This is a genomic window from Rhodococcus sp. ARP2 (assembly GCF_001029585.1).
In the GTDB taxonomy this organism is placed as follows: Bacteria; Actinomycetota; Actinomycetes; order Mycobacteriales; family Mycobacteriaceae; genus Rhodococcus_F; species Rhodococcus_F erythropolis.
On the sequence record NZ_LEKE01000024.1, the window covers coordinates 31,750 to 44,854 of the forward strand.

14 protein-coding genes are annotated in these 13,105 nt (G+C 63.4%); 3 read left to right on the top strand and 11 right to left on the bottom strand.

Features of this window, described 5'->3' with window-relative positions; all coding sequences use genetic code 11:
* Positions 1 to 17: 17 nt before the first annotated feature.
* Genes ABX74_RS04585 through ABX74_RS04595 form a run of 3 tightly spaced genes read right to left on the bottom strand, consistent with a single transcriptional unit; the run spans position 18 to position 2,602 of the window.
* A complete protein-coding gene (locus ABX74_RS04585; protein WP_003944935.1) occupies positions 18 to 1,301 on the bottom strand; it encodes an SPFH domain-containing protein in 1,284 nt (427 codons plus the stop codon).
* Positions 1,301 to 1,732 carry an NfeD family protein gene (locus ABX74_RS04590; RefSeq protein WP_019748432.1) on the bottom strand — a complete coding sequence of 144 codons (432 nt, stop codon included), beginning with the start codon at positions 1,730 to 1,732 and terminating at the stop codon, positions 1,301 to 1,303. The genes ABX74_RS04585 and ABX74_RS04590 overlap by 1 nt, the downstream gene beginning before the upstream one ends.
* A gap of 42 nt (positions 1,733 to 1,774) precedes the next feature.
* Positions 1,775 to 2,602, bottom strand: a complete 828-nt coding sequence (locus tag ABX74_RS04595) for a DUF3097 domain-containing protein (RefSeq protein ID WP_047888332.1) — start codon at positions 2,600 to 2,602, stop codon at positions 1,775 to 1,777.
* A 67-nt stretch (positions 2,603 to 2,669) separates the two neighbouring features.
* Here ABX74_RS04595 and ABX74_RS04600 point away from each other — a divergent pair, with 67 nt between their 5' ends.
* Complete coding sequence (locus tag ABX74_RS04600) at positions 2,670 to 3,461, top strand: hypothetical protein (protein ID WP_019748431.1); 792 nt, start codon at positions 2,670 to 2,672, stop codon at positions 3,459 to 3,461.
* Here ABX74_RS04600 and ABX74_RS04605 read toward each other — a convergent pair.
* A complete protein-coding gene (locus ABX74_RS04605; RefSeq protein WP_223257829.1) occupies positions 3,451 to 5,217 on the bottom strand; it encodes an enoyl-CoA hydratase-related protein in 1,767 nt (588 codons plus the stop codon). The two genes, ABX74_RS04600 and ABX74_RS04605, sit on opposite strands and share 11 nt — an antisense overlap.
* 181 nt (positions 5,218 to 5,398) lie before the next feature.
* Complete coding sequence (locus ABX74_RS04610) at positions 5,399 to 5,890, bottom strand: hypothetical protein (protein ID WP_020907745.1); 492 nt, start codon at positions 5,888 to 5,890, stop codon at positions 5,399 to 5,401.
* A gap of 77 nt (positions 5,891 to 5,967) precedes the next feature.
* Here ABX74_RS04610 and ABX74_RS04615 point away from each other — a divergent pair, with 77 nt between their 5' ends.
* Both ABX74_RS04615 and ABX74_RS04620 read left to right on the top strand, forming a co-directional pair.
* The gene (locus ABX74_RS04615) at positions 5,968 to 6,309 is read left to right on the top strand and encodes a metallopeptidase family protein (protein WP_003944783.1); all 342 of its coding nucleotides are present in this window, start codon (positions 5,968 to 5,970) and stop codon (positions 6,307 to 6,309) included.
* Between the two features lie 106 nt (positions 6,310 to 6,415).
* Positions 6,416 to 7,024: a hypothetical protein gene (locus ABX74_RS04620; protein WP_020907744.1), complete on the top strand. Its 609-nt coding sequence runs from the start codon at positions 6,416 to 6,418 to the stop codon at positions 7,022 to 7,024.
* A 17-nt stretch (positions 7,025 to 7,041) separates the two neighbouring features.
* Here ABX74_RS04620 and ABX74_RS04625 read toward each other — a convergent pair whose 3' ends face one another.
* The 6 genes from ABX74_RS04625 to ABX74_RS04650 all read right to left on the bottom strand — a co-directional run bounded on the left by ABX74_RS04625 (position 7,042) and on the right by ABX74_RS04650 (position 13,013).
* Positions 7,042 to 8,094, bottom strand: a complete 1,053-nt coding sequence (locus ABX74_RS04625; protein ID WP_047888333.1) for a ferrochelatase — start codon at positions 8,092 to 8,094, stop codon at positions 7,042 to 7,044.
* Between the two features lie 84 nt (positions 8,095 to 8,178).
* Positions 8,179 to 8,976 (bottom strand): NADH-dependent enoyl-ACP reductase InhA, encoded by a 798-nt coding sequence (inhA, locus tag ABX74_RS04630; protein ID WP_003944803.1) that lies wholly within the window; start codon positions 8,974 to 8,976, stop codon positions 8,179 to 8,181.
* A gap of 54 nt (positions 8,977 to 9,030) precedes the next feature.
* Positions 9,031 to 9,780: a 3-oxoacyl-ACP reductase FabG1 gene (gene fabG1, locus ABX74_RS04635; RefSeq protein WP_007727875.1), complete on the bottom strand. Its 750-nt coding sequence runs from the start codon at positions 9,778 to 9,780 to the stop codon at positions 9,031 to 9,033.
* 70 nt (positions 9,781 to 9,850) lie between these two features.
* Entirely contained in the window at positions 9,851 to 10,831 is a 981-nt protein-coding gene (locus tag ABX74_RS04640; RefSeq protein WP_019748426.1) for a VWA domain-containing protein, read from the bottom strand.
* On the bottom strand, positions 10,828 to 11,820 hold the full coding sequence (locus tag ABX74_RS04645) for a DUF58 domain-containing protein (protein WP_047888334.1): 993 nt from the start codon (positions 11,818 to 11,820) through the stop codon (positions 10,828 to 10,830). Before ABX74_RS04645 ends, ABX74_RS04640 begins: the two co-directional genes overlap by 4 nt.
* The gene (locus tag ABX74_RS04650) at positions 11,817 to 13,013 is read right to left on the bottom strand and encodes an AAA family ATPase (protein ID WP_047888335.1); all 1,197 of its coding nucleotides are present in this window, start codon (positions 13,011 to 13,013) and stop codon (positions 11,817 to 11,819) included. Before ABX74_RS04650 ends, ABX74_RS04645 begins: the two co-directional genes overlap by 4 nt.
* Positions 13,014 to 13,105: the final 92 nt, after the last annotated feature.

The following is a 13,105-nucleotide window of genomic DNA, read 5'->3' on the forward strand; positions in this document are numbered from 1 at the left end:
ATTACTACGAGAGGAGCCTACCGGCGCTGGCCGCCCTCCGGCGGCTGATCCTGGTACGGGTACTTCTGCTGGAATTCTTCGCGTTCGGACGGCAGCGGTAGCTGACCGGGCCAAGGATTTTCACTCTGCTGCGGCAGCGCGGGATCTACGAATCCGGGCTGCTCGGGCGCACTTTCACGGAGGTGCCTGACCGCAGCTGCCGGATCTTCGACGGGAGTACGTGCAGCAACTTCAGCAGCACGGACTGCTTCTGCGATAGCCGGATCGGATTTCGTTTCAAACCACTCCGCCACCTCAGCTGAATCGTCCTCAGGGTTGGGAAGATTCTCTTCGGCGGCCGGCGGCTCGTAACGGAAGACACCGTCCTGCCCCTGCGCGCCAAGCGTTTTCGCAAATCCCTTCAGTGCGTCACCGAAGTCGCTGGGCACGAGCCACACCTTGTTCGCATCGCCTTGCGCCATCTGCGGCAACGTCTGAAGATACTGGTATGCAAGCAATTCCGGAGTCGGCTTACCGGACTTGATAGCAGCAAAAACCTTCTCGATGGCCTTGGCCTCGCCTTGGGCCTGCAAGTACTTGGCCGCGCGGTCACCTTGGGCCCGAAGAATCTGGGACTGACGCTCACCCTCGGCGTTGAGGATCGAGGCCTGCTTGTTGCCCTCGGCGGAAAGAATCTGGCTCTGCTTGGCGCCCTCGGCTGTCTTGATAGCGGATTCGCGGTGGCCTTCAGCCGTCAGAATCATCGCGCGCTTCTCGCGGTCCGCCTTCATCTGCTTTTCCATCGACTCCTGGATGGAGGGCGGAGGATCGATGCTCTTGAGCTCGACGCGGGCCACTCGCAGGCCCCAGCGGCCGGTCGCCTCGTCGAGGACACCACGAAGCTGACCATTGATGGAATCACGCGAGGTCAGAGTCTCTTCGAGGGTCATTCCGCCGACGACGTTTCGCAGCGTCGTGGTTGTCAACTGCTCGACGGCAGCGATGTAGTTGCTGATCTCGTACACCGCAGCTTGCGGATTGGTGACCTGGAAGTACACCACCGTGTCGATGGACAGTGTCAGGTTGTCCTGGGTGATCACCGGTTGCGGTGGAAAGGAGACCACCCGCTCACGAAGATCCACCTTGGCGCGCACACGATCGGCGAACGGGATCAAGAATGTGAGCTGACCGGACACCGTCTTCGAATACCTACCGAGCCGCTCGATCACCGCGGCTTCTGCCTGCGGTACCAGTGCTACCGACTTCGCGACCACCAAGATCACGAATAGCACCAACACACCGAGCACTATGAGTGCTGCCATTAAGGTCCCCTCCAGACGACTGCTGTTGCGCCGTTGATTTCCATCACCGTCACCTTGGTGCCCGGCGGGTACACCTCGGTGGTGTCGTACGGCCTGGCAGTCCACACCTCGCCGTTCAACTTGACCTGCCCGGAATGCTCGCCCACTTCTTCCAGAACCAGAGCGTGTTTACCTTCGAGTGCCTGAATTCCGGTCGGGGTCGGTGGCGGACTACCGAAGCGACGCAACATGATCGGTCGCACACCCAGGACGAGGGCGGCGGAGAACACTCCGAACATGACGGCGTCGACCCACACCGGGAAGTCGGTGACAGCACTGACACCGGCAGTAGCGAGCGCCCCACCGGCGAGCATCAGCAGGAAGAAATCCCCCACCAGCGCTTCGGCCCCGGCGAGCACCAGTGCTCCGATCAGCCAAATAAGTGCAGCCACAACACCATCTAACCAGAATGTGTGACCCAGGCCGCCGCTACGTCAGTTCGGCTCGGTAACGAAATCGACAAGTTGTTCGACGGCACCGATCAAGGGAGCTTCCAGATCGCGGAAGCTCTCGACCGAGTTGTAGACCCGCCGCCAGCCCTCCTGAGGTGTCCCCCAGCCCAGTTCGCGGCAGATTCCCGTCTTCCAATCCTCGCCGCGTGGAATCTTCGGCCAGGAGGCGATTCCGACAGATTTGGGACGAACGGCCTCCCACACGTCGATGTACGGATGTCCGGTCACCAACACGTTCGGGCCGAGGCCCTGAGTCAGTTGGGTTTCCTTGGAACCGGTGACCAGGTGGTCGACGAGGACACCGACACGGCGGCCGGGGCCCGGCCCGAATTCGGCAAGCCGCTCCCCCAGATTGTCGAGCCCTTCGAGATGTTCGACGACAACACCTTCGACGCGAAGGTCATGGCCCCACACCCGCTCGACGAGGGCAGCATCGTGCACTCCCTCCACCCAGATCCGGCTGGGCAGTGCCGTGCGTGCACGTAAGCCTTCGACTCGGGTCGAACCCGAAGCCGATCGTGCGGGTTTGGTGGACGCGGGCCTGGGGGCCGGGCGAACGAGGGTGACCGGTGAGCCGTCGATGAGGAAGGCCGCCTCGCGCATCGCGAACAACCGCGTCCGGGAACGCCCGTCCTCGAGTCGCACGAAATCGCCGTCGTACGTGCGCTCGAAACCGACAACCGCACCGCAGAATCCTGTCGCCGCATCCTCGACGACAAGATCACGTTCGGCCGCCACTTCAGGCGTCACGCGCTTCTGTTTGCGGGTATGACCCGCAAAAATGTCACCGTATCCGTTGCCACCGCTCACGCCGGATCACGCTAGGTCACAACGCCGGGGCCGCGCATGTCGCCACGCCGAACTAAACTTCACGGTCATGAGTTCTCCCAGCGCAACCCTCACCGTGTGGGCAGCGTCATGGCTCGCCGGCGACGCTGCGCCGGACGACGTCATCGACGCCCTTGCCGCGTGGGCGCCGATGCACCTGATCGGCGCTGCCGATGCGGAAACCGCGGTCCGCCACGATCTCGAGTGGCCGGGAGTCACGGCTTCGGGTGTGTCCACCCTGTTGAGAATCGCCCGCTCGGAGGCTGCTGAAGTCCGCCTGGTCCTTCCTACGGCCGGCGATGTACGTGGCCTGCCCACTGGCACCGAGTTCGCACGCGCTGCGATCGCAACGGGTGAAGGCATACAGATCGGCGCCGTCGGCAAGCCGGGAGTCGGCCTCGTGCCGTCGAAGGAAGGTCCGGACGTCTTGCGGTGGACGGTTTTCTCCATTCCCACTGTGGCGGGCAGCGCCGAATCGATCGGACTCCGTGAAGCCGAATACGAACTGCGCCAGGCTGTTCGGGACGCAGCGGAGGTGCTCGGCGGGCTTCCGACCGTAGCCACCGGAATGCCTGGGGGCGACGCTCGTACGCTGGTCGCCGAAGCGCTGCAGGCCCAGGCCGGGTACCGCTGGCCGTCGACACTGTCACCTCGGCATCTACAGGTGATCGACACCGCCGACAACGTGGCAGCCATTCTTACCGTCGCTGCGTCGGTCTCGACCAATCAGGCCCCGAGCGTGTCCACTGCGCAGAGGCGTGACGACCTGCTGCGACGACTGTGGGACGTCGTTCGCACTGCCCGTGTCGCGTCGGCGAACAGCGTGTCGATCAGAGCTTGAGCACGAAGTTCCGGCGTTTCTCGGCAAACCCGTTGCGGTCACCGAACATGTCGATCTTCATCTCTTCGAGCTCACGCTCCTCGTAGGGCTCCACCGGATCACGTTCCAGTCGAAGACGTTTGCGCTCCAGCATCGATTCCATCCGATCTCCTTCGAGCAAGTCGGTGGCGACCTCGTGCAACCACGCCTCGAACAGATCCGGCCGCCTGGGGCCGATCGCGTCGACAAGTCCGATGTCCAAGGCTCGACGGATACCGATCGCACTGCACTCGGCCAGCAGGCTGCGGGCCTGCTCCTCGCCGACCCGAGCCGGAAGTGTGTACGTGTGCAGTTCCGAGCCGAACAGGCCCATCGTGGCGTAATGAGGATTGAGAACCACACCGTCCCTGGCCACGACTACGTCGGCTCCAAGCGGGAGCATGACCCCGCCGGCACCGGCGTTGCCTGTGAATGCCGCCACCACAACCTGTTCCGTACAGGTGACGATCGCTTTCGCGATCTCGTTGATGGCTTTGATGTTGGCCCACGCTTCTCCGGCTTGATCAGACGCGGCCTCGATGACGTTGAGGTGGATACCGTTGCTGAATCTGTCGTAGTCACCCGTCAGGACAAGGATCTTGGTGTCCTGCGCGATCGCCCAGCGGAGCCTGGCGGCCAGTCGGGCGCATTGCTTCGTACTCATCGCACCGTTGTAGAAGCGGAACGAGAGATATCCGATTTCGCCGTCGCGGTGATAGTCGGTCTCGGGGTAACGACTCTCCCAGACCTGTGGAACGAACACGTCCGGACGTACGACCGCGGTCGACGGAAGTTTGACATTGCCGGCGCCGACGAGCCGCGCATGTCCGATCCATACGGAGCCCGCACCGGTGGCGACACGTATCGCCTGGTGGAAGTACTCGACGATGGTGCCGGGCGCTGCATCGACGTGGGTATCGGGGTGAGCGTCGTAGACGTAGACCCGGTCGAGCCCCAACTGAACGGCGACGCCGGGAAACCCGTCGGCGGCGTTGACGGCGCGGACGATGCTCGACGCGTCTTCCTCCCAGCTGAAAACGCGATCGGCCTGTTTCATGCTGGGCCTCGATCGGGCCGATGCCACGGGCCGCGCAACTCGGTCCGATGGGATCGCCTGGAAGTCAGGAGTACGGAAATGTTCGACGACCTCCGTAATGCACTCCATCGCCGCGTCGGTGACTGCCTCGTTGTATACGGAAGATTTGGTTGCACCGCTCTGGAGTTCGAATGTCCGCCACGCCCACACCGCTCCGGCATCGAGTTCCTCGGCGGCCTGCAACGCGGTCACTCCCCAGATCGGTTCGCCATCCGTTATCGCCCAGTCCAGCGACGACGGTCCGCGATCACCGGGCGGGCCGGGATGGATGATGATCGTTGTCCACCGCTGCCAAATAGATTCCGGTACATAGGCTTTCAGAAACGGGCAGATGATGAGATCAAAATCTCCCGCAGACGTCGCGGCCAGCGCTGCGTCCGCGTCGGCGACGACGGCGGTGCGGACTTGGTGCCCCGCCTCGCGAAGAACAAGACCAGCCCGCTGCGAGAGACCATTGTCGGAGGTGACGAGAAGAAGCACGCTCAACGGTGGCGCCGAAGCCGCGCGTGGGCGTGAGCGCCGGAACAGCGCCGCCGTCGCCGCTCGCAGACGGCCCCTGCCCGGTGCAGCTTCGCGTAGCTTCGTCGTTGCTCCAGCGCTGGAAATAGCCACAGAAGTCGTGAGTGCGGCCGATTTGGGCATCGGTCTAACTTCGGGGGTCGAAACCATGGATTCCTGCTCGCATGCTCGGGTATCTGCAGCGCAGACCAAACTCCCCCCAGAGCAGGGCCGACGCACCGATAGATTGATTGAGGTATTTAGGGACTTTATACCTACCGTCGGTTTGTTTCAATAGCTATTTTCAGGCAAACCGCTTGATCGGTCAACCCGCAGTCTTGTGATTGATCGCAATATGGCGGTCGATGCGAATATGTTCGTCCAACGTCGGGTAGCGCAAACCGGTGTCCTGGCTGTACCCCTGACGGCGCAACCAATCCAGGACATCGCCCCAGAACCAGATCCCCCCGGCGACCGAGTTGTACGGAATCGGGAAGGGAGTGGCCGCCTGCCGGACCCCTCGCACCCATTGTCCGACAGCCTGCCTCGTCACTCCCGCACGGTCGGCAATGTCCTGACGTGACACCAAATCGGGATGTGTCCGCTGGGGACGCACGCCTGCAGCCACCAACTGGTCGACCACGGTGATAGCCGTCGTCGCCGCTCGCATACCTTCCGAGGTGAGCGTCAGCAACTGCAGTCCGCGCCGGTCCTCGACCCTTCCGCCCAAGCTCTCTTCGATCGCCTGCTCTTGCGAGACTGTCAGCATCTGAACGATGAATGTGAATTCGTAACGGTGATAGAGGTCTTCGGCCACGCAATGAACATAGCCGTAAGCTGCACTGTTTCCACATGGACACACCCGGATCCCGCCCTCGCACGCACAATGGGCAGATGATCGACGTGGACGACAGTCAGTTCGAGGACATGGTCAAGCGGGCGCTCGACAGTCTGCCCCCGAAGTTGGGAGCGGAGATGGCCAACGTCGCGGTGACCGTACAACTCGAAGGTGGACGACCGGGGCTGCTCGGGTTGTATCAGGGCATCCCACTGACCAAGAGAACCACCACGTACGCCGGCGTCCTCCCCGACCGCATCACGATCTACCGCAGGGCCATCTGTGCGATCTGCAGCACCGAAGACGAGGTGATCGAGCAAGTTCGCCGAACCGTGATCCACGAAATCGGCCACCACTTCGGGATCGGAGATCCCCGGTTGCGTGAACTCGGATGGTGACAACCGACTCATCTACAAGTCGGAAATCAGCTAGAGGTTGATAATCGGCGAATTGTCATGTCAGCTGTACCAAACCCGCAAAAATTGAACACTTACAGGAGTTCGCATGGTCAATTTGATCCAGATCGCCCCGAAGAATGCCCCGACGTTTGCGATGAGCCGACAGAAGGCCGCCGAACTGCTGGGCATCTCGGTCGACAGCGTCGCGTTTCTCCTCAAGTCTCGCTATCTCCCGGATCTGGACGCCGGCCGGTTGATCTCGATGGCCAACCAACCCTGGTTGTACTCGGACGGCGACTTTCCCGTGCTGCAGCAAGGTGCATCCGAACTAGCACCGAAGAAGATGCTCCCCGCCCGTAAGTACATCGGCGAGAGCGCAATTCACTCCGACGCCGAATGCGTGGAAGCCAACCAGGGGCAGTGGGCGGGATTCAACGTCGACCATGTGCTCGGCGCCCGCTTCCTGCCTGTGACGCTGCGCAAGTTTCCGGTGTCGGTGCTGCAGATCCACGACGTCAACGACGATGACGAAGAACGAGTGTCATTTGTAGCGACGCTCGCCGGGCGAGTCCGCGAACTGGGGGCGCCCAAGCTCAACTACATCGACCCGTCACTGAGCCCCGAGGATCGACAGATCGTCGAGACGCTCCTCACCTCACGCAGCACGTCCACCGTTCCGGGACCCTGCGGAAAGCTGAAGCAGCCGAACTCCTGAGCGTCGGAAAGCTTTCGTCAGCGGGGGCGCTGAACGGCCGCGCAGCAGTTCACCGCACACGAGAGACCGTTGGTGGTCGAGCCGAGCAGCGGCTCGACCCCCAATCGCAGTGGCTGCTCGGCGTCGGCCAGCTCCCGAACGAGCGTGGGCACCAGCTGCGCAAAACGCTGATCGCGGCCGGGTGTCGCTGCGCGCACGAAATCCATACCGAGTTCGGCCGCCTTGTCCTTGGCCTCGGTGTCCAGGTCCCACACCACTTCGAGGTGATCGGAGACGAAACCGACAGGACACACGATCACGGCGCGAACGTCCTTGGCGGACAGCGTATCCAGGTGATCACAGATGTCGGGGTCGAGCCACGGAACCTGCGGCGGGCCTGATCGCGACTGCCACACCAGATCAAAATCTTCGACGCCGACGGCCTCGGCAACCAACTTCGCAGCCTCGGCAACCTGTCGGCTGTAGAGGTTTCCGCCCTCTGCCGGCGGCCCTGCATTGCGGTCTGCGGCACTCGGGACCGAATGCGCCGTGAACACCAGGCGCGCGGTATCGCGAGTCGCTTCGGGCAACTCTGCGCGGGCCGCGCGCACACCGTCGGCGAACGCGCCGACGACGAGCGGATGGTCGTAGTACTGGCGAAGTTTTGTCAGCGTCGGTGCGCCGTCACCGACGGCTTCACGGGCACGGACGATGTCCTCGTGGTACTGCCGACACCCCGAGTAACCGCCCCACGCCGACGTGGCGAACACGGCGGCATTGCGGACACCGTCCTCGCGCATCTTGGCGACGGTGTCTTCGACCATCGGGTGCCAGTTGCGGTTGCCGAAGTACACGGGCAGGTCCACGCCGGCTGCTGCCAACTCACCTTCGACCCGTTCGATCAGGTCTCGGTTGAGCGCGTTGATGGGCGAAACTCCACCGAAATGCATGTAGTGCTGGACAACGGCGTCGAGCCGCTCCGGTGGCACTCCCCTACCGCGCGTGACGTTTTCGAGGAACGGCCGTACGTCTTCGGGTTTTTCGGGACCGCCGAACGACAAAACGAGAAGAGCATCGAACTGCATGTCCATACTTGCGGTCATGAGTTCAATCTTGCGTGATGCCGTTCGGCGGGGGTCACCCGGGTACTCACCTGTGTAGTAGAAGGGGTGCTACTAGCCGACCATCGCGTGGAAGCCGCCGTCGACGTAGATGATCGACGCGGTCGTGCCGGGCAACCAATCCGAGAGAACGGTGCAGACCGTTTTGGCGACCGGCTCGCGATCGTCGACGTCCCAGCCGATGGGCGCAGCACCGTCCCATGCGGTGTTCAGCTTGTCCAACTCCGCGCCCGGACCGGTGCTGTCGCCGGCAATGGCCTTGGCGGCCAGGGTCTTGATCGGGCCGGAGGACACCAGGTTCGAGCGGATGCCGCGGACGCCGACCTCTTTGGCCACGTACCGATTGACGGCCTCGAGGGTTGCCTTGGAGACACCCATCCAGTTGTAGAAGGGCATTGCGCGTGCCGGATCGAAGTCCATTCCGACGATGGACGCGTTGTCGTTGAGCACTGGCAGCAAGGCCTTGGCCAGTGCGCTGTACGAGTATGCGGACACCTCGAGTGCGACCGCCACGTCTTCCCACGGCGCGTCCATGAACGGGCTTCCCAGGCAGGAGCGGGGAGCGAAGCCGATCGAGTGGACCACGCCGTCGATACCCTCGGGAGCCAGCTCGCGCACACGCTCGGCGAGAGATGCGAGATCCTCCGAGCTCTGGACGTTGAGCGAGATTGCCGGCGGCACGGGCTGCGGCAGTCGCTGGGCGATGCGATCGATGAGGCGCAGACGATCGAATCCGGTGATCAGTACCTTCGCGCCCTGCTCCTGCGCGACCTTGGCCACGTGGAACGCGATCGACGAATCGGTGATGATGCCGGTGACAAGAATGGTCTTACCCTCGAGCAAACCGCCCATGAGATGTCCTCCTGATTTCAGACGTACGAGAAAGGTGTGTGTGCGAAAAGCGGGTCAGTGCCCCATGCCGAGTCCGCCGTCGACGGGGATGACTGCACCCGAGACGTATGCCGAATCGTCGGAGGCGAGGAAACTGACAACTGCTGCAACATCTTCCGGCTTTCCGGTCCGCTGCAACGGGATGAACTCGGTGGCCTTGTCCTTCACGTCGTCGCCCAGTGCTGCCGTCATGTCGGTCTCGATGAAACCCGGTGCGACAACGTTGGCGGTGATCGAACGCGAGCCGAGTTCCCTTGTCAGGGAACGAGCGATACCGACGATGCCTGCCTTGGACGCGGCGTAGTTGACCTGGCCGGCTTGTCCTGCCAGACCCACCACCGAACCGAGGAAGATGAAGCGTCCGAAACGCGCGCGCAGCATCGACCGGGTCGCACGCTTCGAGAGGCGGAACGTACCGGTGAGGTTCGCGTCGACGACGCTCGTGAACTGCTCTTCGCTCATTCGCATGATCAGTGTGTCGTCGGTGACGCCGGCATTGGCGACGATGACCTCGACCGGCCCCTGGTGCGCTTCGACCTCTTTGAATGCACGGTCGATCGACTCGGTGTCGGTGACGTCGCAAACGACGCCGAACAACCCTTCGGGGACACCGGAACCGCGGTGCGTGACGGCTACCTTGTGGCCGTCTGCGGCGAGCCGCTGAGCGACGGCCAAGCCGATTCCGCGGTTACCGCCGGTGACGAGCACCGAGCGCGGTGTGGTGACGGTCCGTTCGGAAACCACTGTCGTGGGAGGGGTAGACATGGCGATCAACCTATCAATTCTCTGCGGGCCGCGTACCAGCGGTATTTGGACAATTCGGAACTGCTCTCGATCAGGGCAGACGCTGCCTGCGTACCAGGGCAATCGTCAGACCAGCGGTCGCGAACACGACGCCGAGGACCAACCACGGTCGACTCGCATCGCCTCGTGTCGTCTCGAAACCGATCTGCTCTTCGAGCGTGTCGTACACCTGGCGCAGTTCTTCGAGGCTCGATGCGGTGAAGAAACTTCCGCCGGACAGGTTGGCGATCTCCTTCAGTGACGCATCGTCGACCGGGACGGGGATTCGGTCTCCTTCGATCTCGACTCGCCCGTATGTCGTTCCGAAGGAAATAGTCGAGATCGGAACGCCCTTGTCCTTGGCCTGACGGGCAGCGGTGAATCCGCCCCGCGGATCGTCCGAGTTCTCGGGAACGGTCTGCTTACCGTCGGACAGCAACACGATGCGCGCCGGTGGCGCCTGATCGCTGCCGCCGAGAACAGCCGACAGCGTGTCGATCGACTGCAACGAGGTGAAGATCGCTTCGCCCGTCGCCGTTCGCTCACTGAGCTTGAGGTTGTCGATGGCGACCTTCGTCGCGTCACGATTCGTGGTGGGCGACACCAGAACCGAAGCGGTTCCGGCAAATGCGACCAACCCGAGGTTGATGCCGGGAGTCAGACCGTCGGCGAACGACTTGGCAGCTTCCTGCGCTGCTGCCAATCGCGTCGGCTCGACGTCGGTGGCCTGCATCGACAGCGACACGTCGATCACGAGGATCACCGTGGCACGGTTTCGCGGGACCTTCTTGTCTGCCGTCGGACCGGCAAGGGCGACGGTGAAGAACACCAATGCGACGACCATCAGAATCGCCGGAATATGACGCCACCGCCCGGGCCGCGAAGGCGCGACCTTCTCCAACAGTGCGAAGTTCGTGAACCGAAGTGTGTGCTTGGCTCGCTGCTTCTGCACGAGTACGTAACCGACCACCAACGCGGCGATGACAGCGAGGAACAGCAGCCACCACGGTGCGGTGAATTGAGAAAGACTCACGAACGAACGCCCCCAGTTCCGGCGCCGTCACCATAACTGTGTCGGCGTGCCGAGATGAATCTCACGACGTCGGCGATCCAGTCCCGATCGGTGTGCAGGGACATGAGCGGTGCGCCGCAACGACGTAGAGCTTGCCTGACCTCGACGCGGTGCTCGGCGGCGACTCTGGCGAAGTCGGCGCGCAGTTGCGGCGTCGTGGTGAATTCTCTGGTCCGGCCGGACTCGGGATCGTGGAGCACCACGTCGCCGACGTCCGGAAGTTCGAGGTCGCGCGGATCTACCACCTCGACGCCGAGCACGTCGTGACGTCCCGAAATGGCGCGCAGCGAGCGTTCCCAGTCGATCGGCCCGAGGAAGTCGCTGATGACGACCGCGAGTCCGCGCCGACGCTGAGGGCGTCTGAGCGCTTCGATCGCGCCGACCAGATCACCGCGTACCCCGTCCGGAGCGTGCGGAGTCGTCGCGATCTTGCGGAGCATCGCCTGTGCGTGAATGCGCCCACCGCGGGCCGGAATTCGGGTTGTCTGGGCGCCCGTCGAGATGATGGCGCCGACGCGGTTACCGCCCGAACTGGTCAGGTGAGTGATCGCCGCAGCTGCGGCGACAACCAGGTCGCGCTTCTCGCATCCGGCGGTCCCGAAGTCGAGACTTGCAGACAGGTCGATGACAAGCCACGTCTCGAGCTCACGATCCGCGACCGACTGGCGCACGTGTGGGTGCGTCGTCCGCGCGGTCACGGACCAATCCATCTGCCGCACGTCGTCGCCCGGCTGATACTCGCGGGCGTCACCCGGTTCCGAACCCGGGCCGGGAATCAGGCCGAGGTGATCGCCGTGCAGCACACCGTCGAGGCGACGACGAACCGTCAGCTCGAGGGTGCGCAGCGCAGCGGTGAGTTTGGGATCGCTGAGCTCGCCGGATCGGAACGACGGCGGAGAACCGGTGGATCCGGCGGGTGTCGCCTGGCCACCGTCGCGGCCTTCGGTCACTGCGGGCGACTCATCGTCTCAGCGGTCGCGATCGGCGCGCCGTTTCCCTGTGGATTGACTGTGCCCTGTGGATTCGCGGTGCCCTGTGCGTTGAACTGAGGTGCCTCCGGTGCGCCCTGCTGAGGCGGACCGGGAACGGTAGGAACAGGCCGCGCGGCGATCTGCGGCAGTCCGACGGTCTGCAGCACCCGGGCGATGACCGCGTCGGGAGTCACCTCGTCGGCCATGGCGTCGTAGGAGAGAACGAGGCGGTGGCGCAACACGTCCGGGATCACCTCGATGACGTCCTGCGGCACGACGTAGTCGCGGCCGCGGACGAGAGCGAGAGCCCGCGACGCGGCGATGATGCCGAGCGTCGCGCGGGGTGACGCGCCGTACGCGATCCAGCCCGCGACGTCCTCGAGTCCGACCTCACGCGGCGTACGCGTAGCGGCGATGACCCTGACCACGTAGTCGACGAGCGCGTGGTGGACGAAGACGTTGCTGGCGACGCGTTGGAGCCTGACCAACTCCTCCGGACCGAGGATCTGGTGCGGCTCCGGGGCTGCCACACCCATCCGGTAGACGATTTCGCGTTCTTCCTCGACAGTCGGGTAATCGACGAGGATCTTGAACAGGAAGCGGTCGCGCTGCGCCTCGGGGAGCGGATAGACACCCTCGTTTTCGATGGGGTTCTGCGTCGCCATCACCAGGAACGGATCGGGCATGTGGTACCGCTTGCCACCGATCGAGACGTGGCGTTCTGCCATCACCTCGAGGAGCGCGGACTGCACCTTGGCCGGGGCACGGTTGATCTCGTCGGCCAACACGAAGTTGGCGACGACGGGTCCGAGTTCGGTGTCGAACTCCTCGCGGCCCTGACGGTAGATGCGCGTGCCGATGAGGTCGGTTGGCACCAGGTCGGGGGTGAACTGGACGCGGGAGAACGAACCGCCGACGACCTTCGCGAAAGTCTCGACGGCCAGCGTCTTGGCGACACCGGGTACGCCTTCGAGGAGGACGTGCCCCTTGGCGAGAAGTCCGACGAGAATGCGCTCGACAAGCCGGTCCTGCCCGACGATGACTCGCTTGACCTCGTAGATCGCTCGTTCCAAGGTCTGAACGTCGGCTGCCAGGGAAGGTGCTGCTCCGTCCGCACTTCCGCTCGCCTTGCTTACGTCGACCGTTCCGACCGAATCTTCACGTGAGGTCACCAAGAATCCATCGCTTTCACCTAGAAAAGTACCGACAGTAACGTGTTCCCCGTCAACTATTCCAGGTAGTTGCGCTCGATGCCGTAACACCA